The organism is Pseudomonas sp. Irchel s3b2, from assembly GCF_900187445.1.
Taxonomy (GTDB): domain Bacteria; phylum Pseudomonadota; class Gammaproteobacteria; order Pseudomonadales; family Pseudomonadaceae; genus Aquipseudomonas.
In genome coordinates this window covers 57,519-79,893 of record NZ_FYEB01000019.1, presented here as the reverse complement: position 1 = coordinate 79,893, position 22,375 = coordinate 57,519, and the positions used below count along the sequence as shown (strand labels likewise).

The following is a 22,375-nucleotide window of genomic DNA, read 5'->3' as shown; positions in this document are numbered from 1 at the left end:
CATGAAAAAAGCCCGCTGACCGTCACCGGTTCAGCGGGCTTTTCGTTCCCACGCTCTGCGTGGGAATGCAGCCAGAGACGCTCCGCGTCTCACTTGACAGCTCAGTGAGCCACGGTCGCCTGTTCTTCCATTTTCTGGCGCAAGCTCAGTGGACGCATGTCGGTCCAGACCTCTTCGATGTAGGCCAGGCATTCCTTTTTCAGGCCGCTCTTGCCCACGGTGCGCCAGCCTTGTGGCACGGCTTTGTAGTCGGGCCAGATCGAGTATTGCTCTTCGTGGTTGACCACGACCTGAAAGAGGATGTCTTCGCGGTCGAATACTGACGTCATGCTGTTTCTCCATCATTGTAGGGTGGGCTGCACGCCGTGCGCAGCCACTATGTAGAAGGAACGTTCAAGGCACCAAAAAATTTAAAGGCTGGCAGTGGCCGCGGCCATGGCCCTGCCGAAAATCTCGGCCACTCGATCGATTTCTGCGGCAGTGATCACCAGCGGCGGCAGGAAACGCACGACACCGCCGTGGCGCCCGCCCAGCTCGAGAATCAACCCGCGCTTGAGGCATTCGCGCTGCACCAGCGGCGCCAGACGACCGAATACCGGTGGATGGTCCTGAGCGTCCGCCGCGCCACTCGGATCGACCAGTTCGACGCCCAGCATCAAGCCGCGCCCGCGAATATCGCCCAACTGCGGGAAGTCCCGCTGCAGAATGTGCAGGTGTTCGCTCAAGCGTTCGCCCATGGCCGCAGCGTGCTCGCAAACCTTGTGCTCAGTCAGGTAGCGCATCACCGCAGAGCCAGCGGCCATGGCCATCTGATTACCGCGGAAGGTCCCGGCATGGGCGCCCGGCAGCCAGGTGTCGAGCCAGTCGCGATAGACCACCACCGCCAGCGGCAGGCTGCCGCCGATGGCTTTGGACAGCACCACCACGTCCGGAATGATCCCGGCGTGCTCGAAGGCGAACATCTTGCCGGTACGGGCAAAACCGCTCTGGATTTCATCGACGATCAACGCTACGCCAGCCCTCTCGGTGATACGACGCAAACCACGCAGCCAATCGAGATCGGCCGGAATCACCCCGCCCTCGCCCTGCACCGCTTCGACGATCACCGCAGCGGGCAATTGCACGCCGGCCTCTGGATCATTCAGCAGGTTTTCCAGGTAATTCAGGTTGACCTGCACTCCCTGCGCGCCGCCGAGTCCGAACGGACAACGGTAATCGTAGGGATAGGGCATGAATTGCACACCACTGCTGAGCAACGCACCCAACGGCTTTTTCGGCCCCAGACTGCCCATCAGGCTCAGCGCGCCCTGGCTCATGCCGTGGTAACCGCCCTGGAACGACAACACCGTGTTGCGCCCGGTGGCGGTGCGCACCAGTTTCAGCGCGGCTTCCACCGCATCGGTACCGGTGGGGCCACAGAACTGGATCTTCGCTTCAGCGGCCAATACCGGCGGTAAAAGACCGAACAGATCCTGGACAAACTGATCCTTGACCGGCGTAGTTAGGTCGAGGGTGTGCAGCGGCAATTCATCGGTCAGCACTTGCTGGATCGCTTCGATCACCACCGGATGGTTGTGCCCCAGGGCCAGAGTCCCCGCACCGGCCAGGCAATCGATGAAACGGCGGCCTTCGACATCCTCGATATAAATGCCCTTGGCACGCTTGAGTGCCAGGGGAATGCGTCGCGGGTAGCTACGGGCATTCGATTCCTGCTGGCTCTGACGAACCAGCAGCGGCGATTCGTTAAACTGATAAAGCGTTTCGGCAGGCTTCAGGACAATCCGGGCCGGCTGATCTTCGACAAGGCTGGTAGCGACTGACATCTTCGACCCCTCAATACGCTGTTGATAGTGACCAAAACTGCACACCGTGCAGGTGCGCGTTCCGGTCACGGGGCGCACTAGCAGGTTTTCCTGTTCTGGAAACGCATCAGGACCTCGAGGATTTAGACCCTCGATCAGCTTTCTATGAAGGTGGCGACAGCGCCTTGTGCATGGGAATGGCGTGGAGTCCCGCCACGGTGAAGGTTTCAGCACAAGCCCGGTAACCCAGGCGATGGTAAAACGCCTCGCCGGTTCGAGTGCTGTTGAGCCGCGCCTGAGGCAAACCCTGCGCGATCAACCATGTCTCGAGATCGTGCACCAGCGCTTGTCCGGCGCCTCGCCGAAACCATTCCGGTTGCACGTAACAAAACGCGACCTTGCCGCTGATTGCCGCCATGGCGACGCCGATCGGTTTGTCCTGCAACAGGGCGATGTTCAGGTACAAGCGCGGGTCGGCCAGCCAGGGTTGCACGTGTTCGATGGTTTTATTGTGGGTCCAGGTGGCGACGGTTCGCGGATCGTTGCGGTGGTCGAGCGCGCAGCCGACGCGAATGGAGCGCTCGACGATCCGGCTGATGATCCCGGCGTCGGCGGGCGTTGCCTTGCAGATATGTATCGATGCATCCATGGCGCTGTTACCTCAATCCATTGAGTCAAAGCTGCCAGGGACGATAACGCTGTGGGGGCCGGGTGGCTAATGGAGAGACGTTACATTTGGTGTGTATGGAAGATTGCTTTCGCGGGCAAGTCGGATCGCCGCCCGCTCGCTCCTACAGGATTGTGAGTCAGACACAGTCCTGTAGGAGCGAGGCTTGCCCGCGAAGGCGTCAGACCGGCTGCAACGGCATCGTCAACTCAACCCGCAAGCCATCCGGTCGGCTGTCGAAATGCAGGGTGCAGCCGCAGCGCTGGACGATGGCCTGGACAATCGCCAGGCCGAGGCCGCAACCGGTGCTCTGGCCGTTGCGCCAGAAGCGTTGGGTCAGGTGTTGCAGGTCATCTTCGGCAATCCCCGGGCCGTGGTCGCGGACCAAAAAGCGCACGCGATTGCCAGTGGTTTCCAGGCTCAGCTCCACTGCCCCATCGCCTGGGGTATGGCGCAGGGCGTTGTCGAGCAAGTTGCGCAACGCGGCAATCGACAGCACCGCAGGCATTTGCAGCGGCGCTTCGGAAAATGTGGTCGGCAACTGAAATTTGATCCGCTGACGATCACCGCTGGCCGCATCCTGAATCGCCAGTTTCGCCACCTGCTCGGCACTGCATTGCACGCCATCATCGAACGACAGACTGCCCTCGACGCGCGCCAGCAGCAGCAATTGTTCAAGCGTGCGATGCAACCGGTCAGCGCCCTCTTCAGCCCGCGCCAGGGACTGATCCCGGGCACTGCCTTCGGTCATGCGCGCCACTTGCAGGTGGGTTTTGATCGCGGTCAGCGGGCTGCGCAATTCATGCGCGGCATCACCGGTCAGGCGCCGTTCGCGCTCGATGGTCTTGCCAATACGCTGGAACAGCTGATTCTGGGTTTCCAGCAGCGGTTGCAGTTCGCTGGGCAGCGGCTGGATTTGCAACGGCTCCAGAGAGTCGGCGCTACGCCGCATCAGCGCATCGCGCATACGATTGAGCGGTGCCAATCCCTGACCGATGCCGAGCCACAACAGGCACAGGCAACCAAGCAGCGCCACACCGACCGGCACCGAAGCCGCCAGCAGGATGGACATGTTCAGTGCTTCGCGCTCGATCTGCCGGTCGGCGGTGGTAATCCGCACATCACCACGCGCGAGGGTGAAACTGCGCCACGGTGCGCCGTCGATGATCTGATCGTGGAAGCCCATTTTCTCGGCTTCCAGGGTTTGTTCGGGGCTGCTGTGGCTGCGGGCCAGGATTTCGCCGCGCAACGAGCTGACCTGACAGGCCATGCCGCCAGGAATACTCAGCTGCTCTGCACTGAAATGAGTGCCTTCGCCTTTGCTCGGCAACGTCGGCAGTTGCTCCAGCAGCCCGGCCACCATCCGCGCCGACGCCACCAGCCGCTGGTCGAGGGAAAACATCATCTGGTTGCGCAGATCACTGAGCATCCAGGCGGCGGCCAGGGCCCAGATCAGCGCAAACGCTGCGCCGAGGGTCAGGCTCAGGCGCAAACGCAGGCTCATCACTTCGATTGCTCTCCGCCATCGGCTGGCCCCAGGCGATAGCCCAGGCCACGCACAGTCTCGACGATGCCGTTGCCGAGTTTGCGCCGCAGGTGATGGATATGGACGTTAAGGGCGTTGCTTTCCAGTTCGTCGTTGAAACCGTAGACGCTGTCCTTTAGTTGCTCGGTGGACAGTACCCGGCCGCGATTGTGCAGCAGGGCCTGCAACAGCGATTGCTCACGGCGTGACAAATCCACCGATTGGCCGCCGAGCAGGGTTTCGCGGCTGCTCGGGTCGTAGGTCAAACGACCGTGCTCAATCAGGTTGACGCTGCGCCCCGCCACTCGTCGCAACAAGGTGTGCAGGCGCGCGGCAAGTTCGCGCAGGTCGAACGGTTTGAGCAAGTAGTCGTCGGCGCCGGCTTGCAGGCCATCGACCCGGTCAGTGACCGAATCCCGCGCGGTGAGGATCAGCACCGGGATTTCCAGGCCATGATGACGCAACTGCTGCAATAGCTTCAGGCCGTCTTCATCGGGCAGGCCGAGATCGAGCACCATGACGTCGAATTCGGCGACCTTGAGCATCGCCCGAGCCTTTGATGCGGTGGCGACGTGCTCGACGGTCAGGCCTTGAGCGGTCAACCCGGCAACGATGCCGCTGGCGATCAACTCATCGTCTTCACAAACCAGTACGTGCATGGTGAGCCCCGTAGAAAAAAGGTGATTAGGCCGGTAGCCGATTAAGCGGACATTATGCCGCAAGTGCCATTGTCACAAGGCAAGTGTGGTTAATCATCGGTTAATCGCCGCCCTCCACTGTGCACCTCACTTGCACAGGGATAAGGCTTACCCATGCGTCGATTGTTTTTATTCTTTGTTCTGTTGATCTCGGGTGTGGCCCAGGCTGGAACGAATCCGTTCGAAACCAAACCCGATTTTCTCCCGGTGGAAAAAGCGTTCATCTTCACCTCCGAACGCCTTGAATCCGGGGAAACCCAGCTCTATTGGCAAATTGCCGACAACTATTACCTGTATCAGAAACGCCTGAAATTCGACGGTCTGGCCCCGGAGCAAGTGCCGGTTCTGCCCGAGGGCGAGTCCCACAGCGACGAGTTCTTCGGTGAACAGCAGGTTTATCGCCAGGGCCTGGAGTTGAAGATTCCGGCCGGCGCCACTGGTCAGATTAAAGTAGGCTTCCAGGGCTGCGCCGATGCCGGTTTGTGTTATCCGCCGCAGACCCAAGTGGTCAACCTTGGCGCCAGTAACGTCCTTGCCGCGTTTAATGAAGAAGCGCCCGACCAAGCCCTGGCCAGCGGCCTGCAGCAACGGGCGTTAGGCTGGAGCTTGCTGGTGTTCTTTGGCCTGGGGCTACTGCTGGCGTTCACGCCTTGCTCGTTGCCGATGCTGCCGATTCTGGCGGGTTTGATCGTTGGCAGTGGGGCCACGCCGAAACGCGGTTTTGCCCTGGCGACCAGTTACGTCGTGAGCATGGCACTGGTGTATGCGGCGATGGGCATTCTGGCTGCGCTGCTGGGTGCAAACCTTCAGGCACTGTTGCAGAACCCCTGGTTGCTGGGCAGCTTTGCGGCGGTGTTCGTGCTGCTGGCCTTGCCGATGTTAGGTTTCTTCGAGTTGCAATTGCCGGTGGCCGTGCGGGATCGGCTGGAACATGTTTCGCGCAATCAGCGCGGTGGCAGCCTGATCGGTGCCGGTGTACTCGGGGCTGTGTCCGGTCTGTTGGTAGGGCCGTGCATGACTGCGCCGCTGGCCGGTGCCCTGCTCTACATTGCACAGAGCGGCAATGCTCTGCATGGCGGGCTGATTCTGTTCGCCATGGGCATTGGCATCGGTGTGCCGCTGTTGTTGCTGGTGACTGTCGGCAATCGTTTCCTGCCCAAACCCGGCGCGTGGATGAACCTGCTTAAAGGCGTATTCGGCTTTCTGTTCCTCGCCACGGCATTGCTGATGCTGCGGCCAGTGCTCGCGCCCTCCTTGTGGCTCGGATTGTGTGGAGCCTTGTTGCTGATCGCGGCCTACAGCGCCTGGAAACAGTCTGAAGGCTTCGGTCGCATCGCCCAACTGTTCGGCGCCAGTTCGCTGTTGTTGGGGCTGTGGGGCAGCCTGCTGGTGGTCGGTGCGGCGGGCGGCAGTGACGATCCGTATCAGCCGCTGCAGGTGTATAGCGCCAGCGGCAACGCGGCACCGAATGCTCACGACGCATTTACGACGATCAAGGAGCCCGCCGTGCTGCAACGCGAACTCGACGCGGCCAAGGCTCAGGGTCAATGGGTGCTGCTGGATTACTACGCCGACTGGTGTGTGTCGTGCAAAGTCATGGAAAAACAGGTCTTCGCCAAACCGCAGGTACTGGAGGCGCTCAGTGATGTGCGCTTGCTACGGCTGGACGTCACCGCCGACAATGCCGCCAGCCGCGAACTGCTCGGCCGTTATAAAGTGCCGGGGCCGCCAAGCCTGTTGTGGATCGGTCCCGACGGCGCAGAGCGTCGCAGCCAGCGCATCACCGGAGAGGTCGATGCCCGCACCTTCCTGCAACGCTGGACCACCATCCGAGACGCTCGTTAATGCTGACTTTTACCCTCGGCACCTTTGCCATCGCGCTTAATCACCTGCTGCTGATCAGTGCCCTGGCGCTGGCGACTTTTGTCGGCTGGCGGGTGGCCAAGCGTGGCGGCGAGAACCCGGAGTCGGTGCTGTTCAGCCTGTTCCTGATGGGCATGCTGGCAGCCCGGGTCGGTTTCGTGATCGCCTACTGGGCGCAGTATCACAACGATCCGTGGCAGATCATCGACCTGCGCGACGGTGGTTTCCTCGCCTGGCCCGGGGTGGTCGTGCTGTTGCTCGCCGCGCTGTATCGAGGCTGGCGTCGCCCGGGCTTGCGCCGTCCGTTGGGTTTTGGCGTGGTCAGTGGTCTGGCATTCTGGTTGCTGGCAACCTTCTCCCTGAATATTTACGAACAAGGCACACGCCTGCCGGAAATCACGCTGCGCAATGCCGCTGGCCAGACCGTGCAACTGGCGGATTATAGAGGTGGGCCGCTGGTCATCAACCTCTGGGCCACTTGGTGCCCGCCGTGCCGCCGGGAAATGCCGGTGCTGGAAAACGCCCAGCAACAGCGCCCGGACCTGACCTTTCTGTTCGTCAATCAGACCGAAAGCATGCAGAGCGTCGCCACCTTCCTCGAAACCCAGGGCCTGAGCCTGACTAACGTCCTGTTCGATGGCAGCGGTCGATTGAGTCAGGCCGTGGGTTCCATGGCATTGCCGACTACGCTGTTCTATAGCCCCGACGGGTACCTGCTGGGCAGTCATCTGGGCGAACTCTCTGAAGCCAGCCTGGCCCGCGCCCTGGAAAACTTCGACACCCCAAACCCGGCCACCTCGGCCACGCCTTCAAGGAAACTGCCATGCTCCGCCTCCGCCACCTGCTGACGTTGACCCTGGGTGCCGCCCTGCTGCACTTGCCGTCGGTACAGGCCGAAGAATTGCCTGAAGCGATCAAGAAGATCGAAGCCAAAGGCGCGAAAATCGTCGGCACCTTCGACGCGCCCGATGGCCTGCGCGGTTATGCGGCGCAGTACCAAAACCGTGGCATGGCGTTGTACCTGACCCCGGACGGCAAACATGTACTGTTGGGCAATTTGTACGACGCCGAAGGCAATGACCTGAGCAGCGCGCCGTTGCAGAAACTGGTCTACGCGCCAATGGCCAAGGAAGTCTGGGGCAAGATGGAAGCCAGCAACTGGATCGGTGACGGCAACAAGGATGCACCGCGAATCGTTTATCTGTTCAGTGACCCGAACTGCCCGTACTGCAACATGTTCTGGGAACAGGCGCGGCCGTGGGTCAAGGCCGGTAAAGTGCAGTTACGGCACATCATGGTCGGCATCATTCGCGAAGACAGCCCGGGCAAATCCGCCGCGCTGCTGGCCGCCAAGGACCCGCAAAAGGCGTTGGCAGACCACGAGAAGTCCGGCAAGGACAGTTCGCTCAAGGCGCTGAAAGAGGTGCCGCCGGCGATTCAGGCGAAACTCGCAGCAAACATGCAGTTGATGGAAGACCTGGAACTGGCCGCCACCCCGGCGATTTTCTACATGGACGACAAGGGTCAGCTGCAACAACAGCAGGGCGCGCCGACGCCGGATAAATTGGTGAAGATTCTGGGGCCTAAGTGACCTCCCCGGCCTCTTCGCGGGCAAGCCTCGCTCCTACAGGATTTGAGTCGTTCGCAATAATCGCGAAGCACACAAATTCTGTAGGAGCGAGGCTTGCCCGCGAAGGCGTCCGCCTGATCGACTAAGTTCTCTCAGCCAAAAACTTCAACAGCGCATCTGTAACAAACTGCGGATTCTCCAGATTGGAGATATGCCCCGCCTCCGCCACCAGCACATACGGGCAACCGATCAACCCGGCCATTTCCTGGGTTTCCGACGGCGGTCGCGGTTTGTCCTGATCGCCGCACATCAACAGCGTGGTTTCAGGGTTCAGCTCACCCAGACGCGGCAGCAAATCATCACGACCAAAGGTAATCCGCCCCATCGGCACGATGCTTTCACGCAGACGGTTGGCCGGCAGCGCCGCCAGTCTGGCGCGGAAATCCTGATACAGCGCCGACTGCGGATCGATGCCCGGGCGGAAGAAAATCGGCACCACAATATCGAGCAGCTGCGGCGAGATCACACCGCTGTCTTCGATCTGCTTGAACAGCGAGAAATAGTATTGGCGGGTGGGTTCCGGTTCGACGCCGACGTAGGTGTCCATCAGCACCAGACCGTTGAGCCGCTGTGGTGCCGACAGCGCCAAGCGCACGCCCCACATGCCACCCACCGAAAGACCGACCAGCGTGACGCGATCGATGTCCAGATGATCGAGCAAGGCCAGTGCCTGGCGCGCTATGTCATCCAGCGACGTCGTGCACTCGGGCATCCGCCCGGATTCGCCATGGCCCCACAGGTCCAGGGCGATAACCCGATAGTGCTGCGCCAGCGCCGCAATCTGTGGCGCCCACATGGCCTGGTCCCACAGGTAACTGCCGGCCAGCAGAACCGCCGGGCCTGTGCCTTGATCTATGTAGTGAAGCGCTTGTCCATCAACCGTTACGAAGGGCATCGACTGTCTCCCTGGTGAAGTTGGATCCATTAAAAAAGCATGAGAAGACTGAGCCGCATGGGATCGGCAGTCAACCCGGAGCTTTGTGGTGTCTGTGATGATGCCTTCGCGGGCAAGCCTCGCTCCTACAGTATTGTGTCGATCAATCGACGCGGACCTGTAGGAGCGAGGCTTGCCCGCGAAGAGGCCCTCACTGACGCTAGAGAACTACAGCCCCTCCAACTCCGCCATCAGGTCATTCAACCGATCCACCTTCTCTTCGGTCATGTCGCTCGCCGCCAACCCATCAATGTACCCGGCCAACTCCGCCACCGTGCTGCACTCGAACATCGCCCGCAGTGGCACGTTGCGTTGCAGGGCTTTTTGCACCCGCGAGGCGATCTGTGTGGCCAACAGCGAATGCCCTCCGAGTTCGAAGAAGTTGTCACGCACGCCGACCTTCTCGACCTTCAACACCTCGGCCCAAATATCCGTCAGGGTCTGCTCCAACTCATTGCGCGGTGCCTGATAGTCCTGGCTCTGCAACTGGCCGATTTCCAGCGCCGGCAAGGCCTTGCGATCGAGTTTGCCGTTGGCGTTGAGCGGCAGTTTGTCGAGCCACAACCAGTGCAGCGGCACCATGTATTCCGGCAATTCGGCGCGCAGACGTTGCTTGATGCGCTCCAGTCGTTCGTTCGGACTCAGCGCCGACTCCGCTGCGACCAGATAGCCGACCAAATGCTTGCCGTTGACGCCATCCTGCACACCCACCGCCGCGTCGCGGACTTCCGGTTGCTCGTGCAGACGGGCCTCGATTTCACCCAGTTCGATGCGGTAGCCGCGGATCTTCACTTGATGGTCGATACGCCCGACGTATTCCAGCACGCCATCACTGCGACGTCGGGCCAGGTCGCCGGTGCGATACAGGCGATCACCCGGTGCGCCGAACGGGTTCGGCACAAACACCTGCGCTGTGCGCAACGGATCGCTCACATAGCCGCGCCCCACGCCGGTGCCGGCCACACACAACTCCCCCACCGCTCCTAACGGCACCAATTCCAGTGCGCCATCAAGCAGGTACAAATGGTTGTTATCCGTCGGCGTACCAATCGGCAGATAACTGCCGCGCGTCGAGGCCTGATCGACACGGAAGAACGCCACATCGTCCGAGCATTCCGCCGGGCCATAGGCGTTGACCAACCCAATCTCCGGGTAACGCAGCAACCATTGATGCGCTAGTTCCGGCGGCATCGCTTCACCGGTCGGCAACATCCAGCGCAGGCCATCGAGGCTCATGCGATCCTGGGCGAGCATGCCCTGAATCAGCGACGGCACACTTTCGAGCACGGTGATGCCCTGGCTCTGAACGTGAGCCAACAAGCCTTGCGGATCGTGGGCGATGCTGTTCGGCACAATGTCCACCCGGGCGCCGAACAATGGCGCCGCGAGGAACTGCCAGACGGAAATATCGAAGCTTTGCGAAGCGGTCTGGGCGATCACATCGGCATCACTCAGTTTCAGGTACGGCACCTTGCTCAACTGGTTATTGAGCATGCCGCGCTGCTCGACCATCACGCCCTTCGGCAATCCGGTGGAACCCGAGGTGTAAATCACGTAGGCGAGGTTGTCCGGGCCGCTGTAAATCCCCGGATTGGCAATCGAAACATCGCTAGCCTGCACGTCTTCCCAGACCAGCAATCGAGGTCGGTTGGCACAACCGAATTCTTCCAGCAGTGCGACGGCTTGTTCACGACATGCCTGAGTGCAAACCAGTAACGGCGTGCGGCTCAAGTCGATGATCCGGCTCAGACGCTGACTCGGCAGGCCCGGGTCCAGCGGCAGGTAACCGGCACCGGCCTTGAAGCTGCCAATGATCATGCCAAGCAGATCGAGGTTACGTTCGGCGAGCAGCGCCACCGGTTGATCCAGGCCAACTCCCGCCGCAATCAGCGCATGGCCAAGACGGTTGCTGCGCTGGTTCAGCTCAACATAACTGTGCTGCTGATCAAGACAACTGGCGGCAACTCGCTGCGGATGCTCGGCAACCTGCGCTTCGAACAATGAGACATAGCTCTGCTCCAGCGGATACTCGTGTTCGCTCTGGTTGCAGCCATGGATCAGGAAGTCCTGCTCTTCATTGCCCAGCAGTGGCAGATCGGCCATGTCGCCATGGAAGCCTTCGACCAGTGCCAGCAGCAGGCGCTTGAATTCGCCGAGCATGCGCTCGACCGTGGATTCGTCGAAGTAACGCTGGTCGTAGGACAGGTGCAAGCCAAGGTCATCGCCCGGATAACACACCGCCGTCAACGGGAAGTTGGTGTGGGTGCGGCCTGAATCCGACGTCGCGTTGAGGCTTTGCGCACGGTCCAGCACCGAGACTTCCACCGGTGCGTTTTCGAACACGAACAGGCTGTCGAACAGCGGCTGGCCTTTAGGCAGCTCGCTGTTTTCCTGAATGCTCACCAGCGGCAGGTATTCGTACTCGCGCAGTTGCATGTTGCTGTCGAGCAAACCGCTGAGCCACTGACGAACGCTGCAACGCTGATCGTCTTCGGGCATTTTCACCCGCAGGGCGATGCTGTTGATGAACAGCCCGACCGTGCGCTGCATCTGCGACATGTCCACCGGACGCCCGGCCACCGTGACCCCAAACAGCACGTCGCGATCGCCGCTCAGGCGGCGCAACACCAGCGCCCACGCCGCTTGAGCGAAGGTGTTGATGGTCAGCTGATGCGCCTGAGCCAGTTTGCGCAGTTGCGCGCCATCCCGGGCATCGAGCCGGGTGTAGCGGTCGCCGACGATCATGCCGCCGCTGTCACCCGCATGTTCACGCAGGAACGGCCGGTCGCTCGGAATCGGCGTGGTGCGCTCGAAACCTTGCAGGTTCTGCTGCCACCACTGCCGCGCTTCGGCGAGGCTCTGGCGTTGCAGCCAACCGATGTAATCGCGATAACGCGGTGGCACGGCCAACTGCGCATCGCGGCCTTCGCCGAGGGCGGTGTAGATTTCGAAGAAATCGTTCATCAGCAGCGAGCGGCACCAGGCATCGATGAGGATGTGGTGGTTGCTCATCATGAACCAGTAACGCGCCGCGCCCACGCGGATCAAGCGCAGGTGGAACGGTGCCTGGTTGAGCAAATCGAACCCGGCCTCACGCTCGCTTTTCAGCAGCGCCTGCAACTTTGGCTCTTGCTCGGTTTCGGTAATCGCGCTCCAGTCCAGATACTCGATCGGCGTGCTGCCCGGTTTGTGGATCACTTGCAGCATGTCTTCGCCGACGTTCCAGCAGAACGACGCGCGCAAGGCTTCGTGACGAGCAATCACCGCTTGCCAGGCTTGGGCGAAACGTTGCGGGTCGAGCTCGCTGTTAATGCGGTAGCGATCCTGCATGTAGTAGAGGCCGGTGCCCGGTTCGAGCAAGGTGTGCAGCAGCATGCCTTCCTGCATCGGGGTCAGCGGGTAGACGTCTTCAATCATCGCCGCTGGCACCGGCAATGCGTCGAGTTGCGTCTGAGTCAATTTGGCCAGCGGGAAGTCCGACGGCGTCAGCCCGCCCGCGTTGTCGCTCAGGCAATGCTGGATCAGGCTTTGCAATTCGCCCAGATACGCCTCTGCCAGTTCGGTGATGGTTTGCAGATCGTGGCGTTCGGCGCTGAAGGTCCAGCGCAACACCAGTTCACCGCCGTAGACCTGACTGTCGATGCTCAACTCGTTCGCCAGTGGCGCGAGTGGGTCATGGGCCGCGCCCACCGGCTCATCGAGCGGACGGAACAACGCATCGCTGCCGAAGCTCTGGTCGAACTGCCCCAGGTAATTGAAGGTGATCGGCGCCACCGGCAGCGCGGCCATGGTCTGACGGCACACACCGTCGGCCAGGTAGCGCAGCACGCCATAACCCAAACCTTTGTGCGACACCGCGCGCAGTTGTTCCTTGATCGCTTTGATCGACACCCCCTGTTCACTCGCGGGTGTGAGGCGCAGCGGATAGGCGCTGGTGAACCAGCCAACGGTGCGGGTCAGGTCGATCTCGTCGAACAGGGTTTCGCGGCCATGGCCTTCGAGTTGAATCAACGCTGATTCGTGACCGCTCCAGCGGCACACCACACGGGCCAATGCGGTCAGCAGCAGGTCATTGACCTGAGTGCGATAGGCCGTCGGCGCCTGTTGCAGCAGTTGGCGGGTACGCTCGCTGTCGAGGCGCACACTGACGGTTTGCGCGTGACGATTTTGCTGACCGCCCTGCGGACGATCACACGGCAATTCAACGCTGGGGCCGGCCAGTTGTGACTGCCACCAGCTCAATTCTTCCCGCAGGGATTCGCTGCCGGCGTAAGCCTGCAACCGTGCGGCCCAGTCCTTGAAACCGCTGGTTTTCGCCGGCAGTTTTACTGACTGTCGGGACTCGAGTTGACGATAAACCGTTTGCAAATCGTCCAGCAGCACCCGCCACGACACGCCATCCACCACCAAGTGGTGAACGGCGATGAACAGCCGTTGTTGCCCCGCAGAATCATCGACCAGCAGCGCCCGCATCAGCGGCCCTCGCTCAAGGTCGAGGCTGCGCTGGGCATCGGCGAATAGCGCCATGCATTTATCCATGGCCGGCACGTGTACTTGCCACAGCACTGCAGCGTCGGAAACCGCCTGGTGCTCGGCTTGCCAATGGCCGGCGACGTCGGTGAAACGCAATCGCAAGGCGTCGTGCTGTTCGATCACCGCCAGCAGCGCTTGCTCAAGACGATGAGGCTCCAGCGTCACGGTCGGCTCCAGCAGCAACGCCTGGTTCCAGTGTTGACGCTGCGGGATTTCAGTGTCGAAGAACCAGTGCTGAATCGGCGTCAGACGCGATTCGCCCGTGAGCAAACCTTGCTCTGCGGTGACCTGCTCGGTGCGGGTCGCGACGGCGGCCAGCGTCTGCACGGTCTGGTGCTGGAACAGGTCCCGTGGGCTGAAATGGATGCCCTGCTGCCGCGCACGGCTGACCACCTGGATCGACAGAATCGAATCGCCGCCCAGTTCGAAGAAGTTATCGTTGAGGCCGACCTGCTGGACGTTCAGCACTTTGCACCAGATGCCAGCCAGGGTCAGTTCAAGTTCGTTGCTCGGCGCCACGTACTGCTGACGATTCAACTCCGGGTCCGGGGCCGGCAGAGCGCGGCGGTCGAGCTTGCCGTTGGCGGTCAGCGGCATGCTGGCCAGCAGGATCAAGTGCGTCGGCACCATGTAATCCGGCAACTGAGATTTGAGGTGTGCCTTCAATGTTTCGCGCAATGCAGTTTGTTGCGCTTCATCTTGTTCGGCGACGTTGGTGACCAGGTAGCCGACCAATTGCTTGCCGCTCGGAGCGTCGAGGGCCAATACCACCGCTTCACGCACGGACTCGTGTTCCAGCATACGGGTTTCGATCTCGCCCAGTTCGATGCGGAAACCACGGATCTTCACTTGATGGTCTATCCGGCCGAGGTACTCGACCAGACCATCAGCGCGCTGACGGACAAGGTCGCCGGTGCGGTAAATACGCCCACCATCGGCCGCAAACGGGTCGGCAACAAACCGCTCCGCCGTCATGCCTGGACGCTGGTGATACCCCTGCGCCAGACCGGCGCCGCCGACGTACAACTCGCCCGTCGCGCCTTTCGGCACCAACGCCAGATCGGCGTCGAGGATGTATGCCACCCTAGCGCCGATCACGCTGCCGATCGGCACGCTGCCCAGCCCTTCTTCCAATTGCTCGGGTGCCAGGCTGGCAAGCGGCATGACCACGGTTTCGGTCGGGCCATAAGCGTTGAAAAACAGGCTCGGCTTGAACGCCGCGCGAATCCGTTGCAAGTGTTCGCCGGTCAGCGCCTCGCCGCCGGTGATGCACATGCGCACTGGCAGGGTTTCGCCCTGAGTCGCCAGCCATTGCGCCAACTGGCTGCCGTAGCTTGGGGTGAAACCAAGAATGTTGATGTTATGACGGCGAATCAGCCCGCAGATTTCTTGCGCATCCCACTGGCCTTGCGCACGCAGCACAACCTGCGCGCCGCTCAACAGCGGCACCAGCAGACGTTCGGTCGCGGCATCGAAGTTGATCGAATAGAAGTGCAATTCGCAGTCATCCGGGCGCATGCCGAAGCGCTCGATCACCGCACGACAGTGCATGGCGATTTCACCGTGGGACACCACCACGCCTTTCGGTTTGCCGGTGGAGCCGGAGGTGTAAATCAGGTACGCCTGATGTTGCGGCAGGCTGATAAACGGCAGCTCGCTGGCCGGGTAATTGACCAGTGCAGCGGCGTCGTCTTCCAGGCACCAGCGGCCGACGCTGGCCGGCAATTCACCGAGCGCCGCGAACATCGCCGCATCGCTTAGCAGCAAGCCGATGCCGCTGTCTTCGATCATGTAGTGCAAGCGGTCCAGCGGGTATTCCGGATCCAGCGGCACATAGGCACCGCCAGCCTTGAGGATCGCTAGCAGACCGACGACCATATCCAGCGAACGCGCAAGCATAAGGCCGACCCGAACCTGCGGCCCGACACCGCGCTCGCGCAGCATCCAGGCCAGACGATTGGCGCGACTGTCGAGCTCGGCGTAGCTCAGGGTGTGCCCGGCGAACGTCAGGGCCGGCGCGTCCTTGCGCATCAGGGCTTGCTCGCTGAACAGGTGATGGATGCATTGATCGAGGCGGTGTTCGCCCGGCTCGATGCCGAGGCTGTCGAGCAGGTTTTGCTGTTCGCTGGCTTCCAGCAACGGCAGTTCGCTGAGGCGTTGCTGCGGATCAGCGAGCAACGCATCCAGCAAATTGCGCCAGTGCCCGGCCATACGAGCAATGCGCGGCTCGTCGAACAAATCAGTGCTGTAAGTCAGGCAGCAACCGAGGCGATGGTCGAGGTCGGTGACTTCCAGGTTGAGGTCGAATTTGGTCGCTCGCGCATCGTTGACCAGGTACTCGACGGTCATTCCGGCCAGGGTTCGGCTCTGCTGGAATTCCCAGCGCTGCACGTTGCACATCACCTGGAACAGCGGGTTGTAAGCGGCGCTGCGCGGTGGCTGCAAGGCTTCCACCAGATGATCGAACGGCAGGTCCTGATGGGACTGGCCTTCGATCACGGTATGGCGAACCTGTTCGAACAACTCGCCGACCGACATCTGCCCGTCGAGCTGGCAACGCAGCACTTGCGTGTTGAGAAACGCGCCAATCAGCCCTTCGCTTTCCGGGCGAATGCGGTTGGCCACCGGCGCACCGATGCGCAGATCGGTCTGGCCGCTATAGCGGTAAAGCAGCACCGCCAGCGCGGCGGTCATGGTCATGAACAGGGTCAGACCATTGTGGGCGTTGAAGGCACGAACCCGTGCCGCGAGGTCATCGCTGAGGTCGAATCGAAACAGTTCGCCCTGATGACTTTGCACCGGCGGACGCGGACGATCGGCCGGCAATTCCAGCAGCGGATGTTCGCGGCCCAGTTGCGCGGTCCAGTAATCGAGCTGGCGCTGACGTTCGCCGGATTCCAGCCACTGACGCTGCCACACGCTGTAATCCAGGTACTGCACCGGCAGCGGTTGCAGCGGCGAATCGCGGTCATCGACGAACGCTTCGTAGAGCGCGCTCAGCTCCCGGGCAAAGATGTCCATCGCCCAGCCTTCGGTGACGATGTGATGCAGGGTCAGGACGAAGTAATGCTCCTGCTCGGCGGTCTTGACCAGGCAGGCGCGCAGCAGCGGTCCGGTTTCCAGATCGAAAGGCTTATGGGCTTCGTCATCGGCCAGTTGCTGTACCTGCCATTCGCGGCCATCGGCATCCAGCGTGGTGAAATCCTTCCAATCCATGCGCAGGCGGATGTCCGGATGAACCTGTTGCCGGGCCACGCCGTCGATGCTCGGGAAGGTCGTGCGCAGGGTTTCGTGACGCATGATCAACGCTTGCAGCGCCGCTTCCAAACGCCCGACATCTAGCACGCCGCGCAACCGCGCCATACCGCCAACGTTGTAGGCCGGGCTGTCCGGCTCCATCTGCCAGAGGAACCACATGCGTTGCTGGGAATAGGACAGCGGCACCGGTTGGCTGCGGTCGACTTTCTCAATCGGCGGCTGTTGGTTGGTTTTGCCGCTGGCCTGGATCAAGCGAACCTGCTCGGCAAAAGCGCCCAGTTCACTGGCCTCGAACAGCGCCCGCAACGGCAACTCGACGTCGCAGGCCTGGCGGGTGCGGGAAATGATTTGCGTGGCCAGTAGCGAGTGGCCGCCGAGGGCGAAGAAGTCGTCACGCAGGCCGATCTGTGTCTGGCCCAGCACTTCACGCCAGATGCCGGCGATTTGTCGCTCAAGGGCAGTGACCGGTTCGACGTGTTCACGGACTTGCCACTGTGGTTCCGGCAAGGCGCGGCGGTCGAGTTTACCGCTCGGGCTCAGGGGCATTTCATCCAGACGCATGAGTTGTGCCGGGACCATGTATTCCGGCAGCTCGGCGGCCAGTGTGGCTTTCAGGCGTGCGGTTTGAGCGTCAACCTCTTCAGTGAAATCGGTAGAGGTGTAGTAGCCGATCAACTGCCCACCGGCCGCCGTTTCGCGTACCAGCACCACCGCTTGGGCAACTCCGGGCTGAGCCAATAAACGCGCCTCGATTTCTTCCGGCTCGACACGAAAACCGCGCAGTTTGACTTGCTGATCGAGACGACCGAGGTATTCGATCACGCCGTCGGCGGTCCAGCGGGCACGGTCACCGGTGCGATACAGACGTGCGCCCTGCTCGCCCAGCGGATCGACCACGAAGCGTTCGGCGGTCAGGCCTGGACGGGCCAGATAGCCTCGGGCCAGACCAATACCGCTGATGCACAGTTCACCCGGCACACTGGCTGGTACCGGGTTGAGGTCATTGTCGAGCACGCGGCACAGCACGTTGCCCAATGGCCGGCCAATCGGCGAGCGCTCGCCATCAGCCGTTGTGCAATGCCAATGAGTGACGTTGATCGCGGTTTCGGTCGGGCCATAGCGGTTATGCAGTTGCACCGCCGGCAGTCGCGCCAGCACCCGGTTACGCAGTTCGGCGGGCAAGGCTTCGCCGCCGGAGAACACTCGACGCAGGCTGGTGCATTCGGCGCTGAGTGGTTCGTCGATGAACAACGCCAGCAACGGCGGCACGAAGTGCAGAGTAGTCACACCGTATTGCTGAACCAGTTGCGCGATGCGCTGCGGATCGCGATGTTCGCCGGGGCCGGTGATCAACAGGCGACAACCGGTGATCAGTGGCCAGAAGCATTCCCACACCGACACGTCGAAACTGATCGGCGCTTTTTGCATCAGCACATCGGTGTGGTCCAGGCGGTAGGTGGTTTGCATCCATTGCAGCCGTTCAGCGAGCGCCGCATGAGTATTGCCAACGCCCTTCGGTTGACCGGTGGAACCGGAGGTATAAATCACGTAGGCCAGGTTGTCGCCGTGCAGGTGCAGGCCCGGCGTATGGCTTGGCCAGTTCTCCAGATGCAGAGCGTCCATGGCAATCACACTGACGCCGTCGGTGGCCGGCAAGCGATCGAGTAATTCGGTTTGGGTCAGCAGCAGCTCGACGCCACTGTCGCTGAGCATGTAGGCCAGGCGCTCGGCCGGGTAATCCGGGTCCAGCGGCACATAAGCGCCGCCAGCCTTGATGATCGCCAACAAGCCGATCAGCAATTGCGGCGAACGCTCGGCGGCGATGGCCACGCACACGTCCGGGCCGACACCTTTGTCACGCAGGTAATGCGCCAGACGGTTGGCCTGGGCGTGCAGTTCGGCAAAATCCAGGCTGCCGCCGTCCCACAGCAACGCGGTGCGCTCCGGGGTCTGGCGCGCTTGTTCGTTGAGCAACTCCGGCAGCCACTGGCTGGCCGGTGTGCACGGTGCGGCGCTCCAGGCGGATTGCTGATCGTGCTCGCTCGGGGTCAGCAGTTGCAGGTCGCCGATGGATTTTTGCGGACGCTCGCAGACATCGCGCAACAGGTTGGCGAAGTGCTCGGCCAGTCGCTCGATAGTCGTTACGTCAAACAACTCACTGGCGTAGTCGAACGACAGACTCAGGCGACCGTTGCGATCCTCTTCGCTATGCAATTGCAGGTCGAACTTGGCTTCGCGACTGTGCCACGGCAGCTCTTCGGCGAGCAGTCCCGGCAAGCGGCGCAATGCACTGAGATCACGTTGCTGGTGGTTGAACATGACTTGGAACAGGCCTTGTTCGCGGGCCTGCGGGAAGGCTTCGAGCAGTTGTTCGAATGGCAGATCCTGATGCGCTTGCGCGCCCAATGCGGCTTGACGGGTTTGCGCCAGCAACTTAAGGAACGGCAGTCGCGAATCCACCTCGGCGCGCAGCACCTGGGTGTTGATGAAGAAGCCGATCAGCCCTTGGGTTTCCAGGCGCGGACGGTTGGCATTCGGCACGCCGATGCGGATGTCACGCTGGCCGCTGTAGCGATGCAGCAGGCTCTGGAATGCTGCGAGCAACAGCATGAACGACGTCGATTCATGGGCCTGGGCGGTCTGGCGAATGGCATCGCTCAGGCGCGCATCCAAACGCAGCGTGTGACGGGCGGCGCTGTGGGTGTGTTGCGCCGAACGCGGATGATCGGTGGCCAGGCTCAGGGTCGGATGATCAACGCCCAACTGCTCTTTCCAGTAAGCGAGTTGACGCTCGCCCTCCCCTTGCGCCAACCACTGACGCTGCCAACTGCCGTAGTCGGCGTATTGAGTCAGCAACGCTGGAAGGCTGGCGCTCTGGCCTTGAGAGGCGGCCGCGTACAGCCGCGAGAATTCGTCGATCAGCACGTTCATCGACCAACCGTCGGCGATGATGTGGTGCATCGTCACCAGCAGTTGATGGTCCTCATCGCCGAGGCGCACCAGGGTCACCCACAGCAGCGGGCCTTTTTCCAGATCGAACTGGGTGCGGGCTTCGTCCTCGCGGATTTGCTGCGCGCGGGCTTCACGCTCGGCGGCTGGCAGGTCGCTGATGTCGATCACTTGCAGGTTGAATTCGCCGGCAGCAATGACCTGTTGCAGGGCTACGCCGTCACGCTCGAAAAACCGTGTGCGCAGGGATTCATGACGTTCGATCAGTTGCTGGAAACTGGCGCGCAAGGCGTCTTCGTCCAATTCGCCGCGCAGGTGCAAGGCACCAGGAATGTTGTAGGCGCTGCTTTGCGGATCGAGTTGCCAGGTGATCCACAAACGGTTTTGCGCCAGGGATTGCGGCATGGCATCACTGCGCGACAAGGGCACGATCGCGCCTTGGGCCACGCCGCCATCCTGTTGTTGCCGGGCGACCCCGGCAGCGAATGCGCCGAGGGTTGGCGCTTCGAACAGCAAACGCAGATTCAGCTCCAGCCCCAACTCTTCACGCAGACGTGCGACTACTTGGGTGGCGGCGATGGAATTGCCGCCAAGCAGGAAGAAATGGTCATCGGCATTGACGTGTTTGACGCTGAGCTGTTGGCACCAGATATTGCCGATCAGGGTTTGCAGCTCTGAGCCGGTGTTGGTTTCAGACGTGCTTGCGATGTCTTCCGAGGGGAATAACGCATAGCTGTCGAGGCTGCCATCGGCCAGGCGATTTCGGCATGCCGAGCGTTGCAACTTACCGCTGGACGTCTTTGGCAGCGCTCCCGGATTGAGCAATACCACCACACTCGGCGCTTCCTGATACGCCTCGGCCACCGCTTGACGGATGGCTTTGATCAACGCCTCGGGCGGCAAGATCTTCTGCACGCTACGGCTGATTTCCGCGGCAATGCCAATGCCCTCCTGCCCCTCGATGTTGACCGCGAATGCAGCCACGCGACCTTTGCGCACCACCTCCACTTCACGCTCGATGGTCTGCTCGATGTCCTGCGGATAAAGGTTGTGACCGCGCACGATCAGCATGTCTTTCAGGCGCCCGGTGATGAACAATTCCCTGTCACGCAGAAACCCCAGATCGCCGGTGCGCAGCCAGGTGCGGCCGGCGTGCTGGACGAACGTCTTGGCCGTGGCTTCGGGGTTGCGCCAGTAGCCATGGGCGATGCTCGGCCCGGTGGCCCAGACCTCACCGACCGCGTTGTCGGCGAGTTCTTCGAGCGATACGGCATCGACAATCAGCACTGCATGCTCCGGTTGGCTGATGCCGCAACTCATGATCGGACTGCCATCGCCCGGTTCGGCTCGGTTCTGCGCCAGGGCTTGATCATCCACCCGCAGGCTTCCAATCCCCTGACCGCGAGGGCTGCCAGCAACGAACAGCGTGGCTTCCGCCAGACCGTAAGAGGCCATGAAACTGTCCGACGTAAAGCCACAGGCCGCGAATTTCTCGGCGAAGCGTTCCAGGGTGTCGAGGCGAATCGGTTCGGAACCGGAATACGCCACGCGCCAGCCACTCAGGTCGAGGCGCTCCAGCGCCGATTCGCTGACTCGCTCGCTGCACAGTCGATAGGCGAAATCTGGCCCGCCGCTGATGGTGCCGCCGTATTCGCTGATCGCTTCCAGCCAGCGCAATGGTCGGCCGAGGAAGTACGCCGGCGACATCAACACACACGGCACACCACTGAAAATCGGCTGCAACAGGCCGCCGATCAAGCCCATGTCGTGGTACAGCGGCAGCCAGCTGATGATCACGTCGTCGGGGTTCAGATCGATGCCAAAGCCATGACAAATCAATAGTTCGTTGGCCACCAGGTTGCCGTGGCTGACTTGCACGCCTTTAGGCAAGGCGGTGGAGCCGGAGGTGTATTGCAGGAAGGCGATGTGATCGCCGTGCAAGGCCGGCGCGATCCAGCGTTCGGCCAGGGCGCTGTCGAGGGTGTCGACACACAGCAGCGGCGGCGCCTCGTTGATTTGCAGCAACGCGTCGCGCAGGTCGGCGCTGGTCAACAGCAAGCGCGGTTCGGCATCGCTAATGATCGACAGCAGACGTTCCTGGTGATGACGACGGGTCGATTCAGGCGGATAGGCCGGCACTGCAATTACACCTGCGTACAGACAGCCAAAAAACGCCGCGACGTAATCCGGGCCGCTGGGAAACAGCAGCACCGCGCGATCACCAAACGACGTCTCGGCCTGCAACGCACCGGCAATGGTTCGCGCCCGTTGATCCAGCTCGCGATAACTGAGCACCACAGCCTCATCCTGGGTTTCGGCGAGAAAACGCAAGGCCACCCGGTCCGGCGTCAGGGCCGCGCGGCGCTGAAGGGCTTGGACCAGTGTGCTAGGGAGTTCGAACGCGTCGGTCATGAGGTTTCCTGCCTGAATTCGGCTTGCAAGTGGAATCGGTTTTCGTACGTCACGCCCGTTCATGGACATGCAGGACGCGGTCTTCGCCGACCGCGCAAGGCTTG

The 22,375-nt window shown here is 61.6% G+C and carries 10 protein-coding genes; 3 read left to right on the top strand and 7 right to left on the bottom strand.

Annotated features, from left to right (window positions below; all coding sequences use genetic code 11):
• Nucleotides 1-101: 101 nt before the first annotated feature.
• The 5 genes from CKW20_RS26470 to CKW20_RS26450 all read right to left on the bottom strand — a co-directional run bounded on the left by CKW20_RS26470 (nt 102) and on the right by CKW20_RS26450 (nt 4,653).
• A complete protein-coding gene (locus tag CKW20_RS26470; RefSeq protein ID WP_095055511.1) occupies nt 102-329 on the bottom strand; it encodes an MbtH family protein in 228 nt (75 codons plus the stop codon).
• A gap of 81 nt (nt 330-410) precedes the next feature.
• A complete protein-coding gene (locus CKW20_RS26465; RefSeq protein ID WP_095055510.1) occupies nt 411-1,823 on the bottom strand; it encodes an aspartate aminotransferase family protein in 1,413 nt (470 codons plus the stop codon).
• Nucleotides 1,824-1,965: 142 nt separating this feature from the next.
• Nucleotides 1,966-2,451, bottom strand: a complete 486-nt coding sequence (locus tag CKW20_RS26460; protein WP_052963927.1) for a GNAT family N-acetyltransferase — start codon at nt 2,449-2,451, stop codon at nt 1,966-1,968.
• 199 nt (nt 2,452-2,650) lie between these two features.
• Nucleotides 2,651-3,976: an ATP-binding protein gene (locus tag CKW20_RS26455; protein WP_095055509.1), complete on the bottom strand. Its 1,326-nt coding sequence runs from the start codon at nt 3,974-3,976 to the stop codon at nt 2,651-2,653.
• Complete coding sequence (locus CKW20_RS26450; protein WP_030132275.1) at nt 3,973-4,653, bottom strand: response regulator; 681 nt, start codon at nt 4,651-4,653, stop codon at nt 3,973-3,975. The genes CKW20_RS26455 and CKW20_RS26450 overlap by 4 nt, the downstream gene beginning before the upstream one ends.
• A gap of 153 nt (nt 4,654-4,806) precedes the next feature.
• On the opposite strand from CKW20_RS26450, the gene dsbD reads away from it, so the two are divergent.
• From dsbD to dsbG, 3 genes are read left to right on the top strand one after another with little or no spacing between them, the layout of a single operon-like run.
• On the top strand, nt 4,807-6,537 hold the full coding sequence (gene dsbD / locus CKW20_RS26445) for a protein-disulfide reductase DsbD (RefSeq protein ID WP_095055508.1): 1,731 nt from the start codon (nt 4,807-4,809) through the stop codon (nt 6,535-6,537).
• Nucleotides 6,537-7,403 (top strand): TlpA disulfide reductase family protein, encoded by an 867-nt coding sequence (locus tag CKW20_RS26440; RefSeq protein WP_095055507.1) that lies wholly within the window; start codon nt 6,537-6,539, stop codon nt 7,401-7,403. Before dsbD ends, CKW20_RS26440 begins: the two co-directional genes overlap by 1 nt.
• Nucleotides 7,379-8,146 carry a thiol:disulfide interchange protein DsbG gene (gene dsbG / locus CKW20_RS26435; protein ID WP_095055506.1) on the top strand — a complete coding sequence of 256 codons (768 nt, stop codon included), beginning with the start codon at nt 7,379-7,381 and terminating at the stop codon, nt 8,144-8,146. The genes CKW20_RS26440 and dsbG overlap by 25 nt, the downstream gene beginning before the upstream one ends.
• Nucleotides 8,147-8,267: 121 nt before the next feature.
• Here dsbG and CKW20_RS26430 read toward each other — a convergent pair whose 3' ends face one another.
• A complete protein-coding gene (locus CKW20_RS26430) occupies nt 8,268-9,080 on the bottom strand; it encodes an alpha/beta fold hydrolase (RefSeq protein WP_095055505.1) in 813 nt (270 codons plus the stop codon).
• Nucleotides 9,081-9,287: 207 nt separating this feature from the next.
• Nucleotides 9,288-22,271 carry a non-ribosomal peptide synthetase gene (locus CKW20_RS26425; protein ID WP_095055504.1) on the bottom strand — a complete coding sequence of 4,328 codons (12,984 nt, stop codon included), beginning with the start codon at nt 22,269-22,271 and terminating at the stop codon, nt 9,288-9,290.
• Between the last annotated feature and the right edge of the window lie 104 nt (nt 22,272-22,375).

Bases quoted from the DNA above. Each gene is read 5' to 3' on its own strand.
- CKW20_RS26470 (WP_095055511.1), bottom strand. From the start codon at position 329: ATGACGTCAGTATTCGACCGCGAAGACATCCTCTTTCAGGTCGTGGTC.
- CKW20_RS26465 (WP_095055510.1), bottom strand. From the start codon at position 1,823: ATGTCAGTCGCTACCAGCCTTGTCGAAGATCAGCCGGCCCGGATTGTC.
- CKW20_RS26460 (WP_052963927.1), bottom strand. From the start codon at position 2,451: ATGGATGCATCGATACATATCTGCAAGGCAACGCCCGCCGACGCCGGG.
- CKW20_RS26450 (WP_030132275.1), bottom strand. From the start codon at position 4,653: ATGCACGTACTGGTTTGTGAAGACGATGAGTTGATCGCCAGCGGCATC.
- dsbD (WP_095055508.1), top strand. From the start codon at position 4,807: ATGCGTCGATTGTTTTTATTCTTTGTTCTGTTGATCTCGGGTGTGGCC.
- CKW20_RS26440 (WP_095055507.1), top strand. From the start codon at position 6,537: ATGCTGACTTTTACCCTCGGCACCTTTGCCATCGCGCTTAATCACCTG.
- dsbG (WP_095055506.1), top strand. From the start codon at position 7,379: ATGCTCCGCCTCCGCCACCTGCTGACGTTGACCCTGGGTGCCGCCCTG.
- CKW20_RS26430 (WP_095055505.1), bottom strand. From the start codon at position 9,080: ATGCCCTTCGTAACGGTTGATGGACAAGCGCTTCACTACATAGATCAA.
- CKW20_RS26425 (WP_095055504.1), bottom strand. From the start codon at position 22,271: ATGACCGACGCGTTCGAACTCCCTAGCACACTGGTCCAAGCCCTTCAG.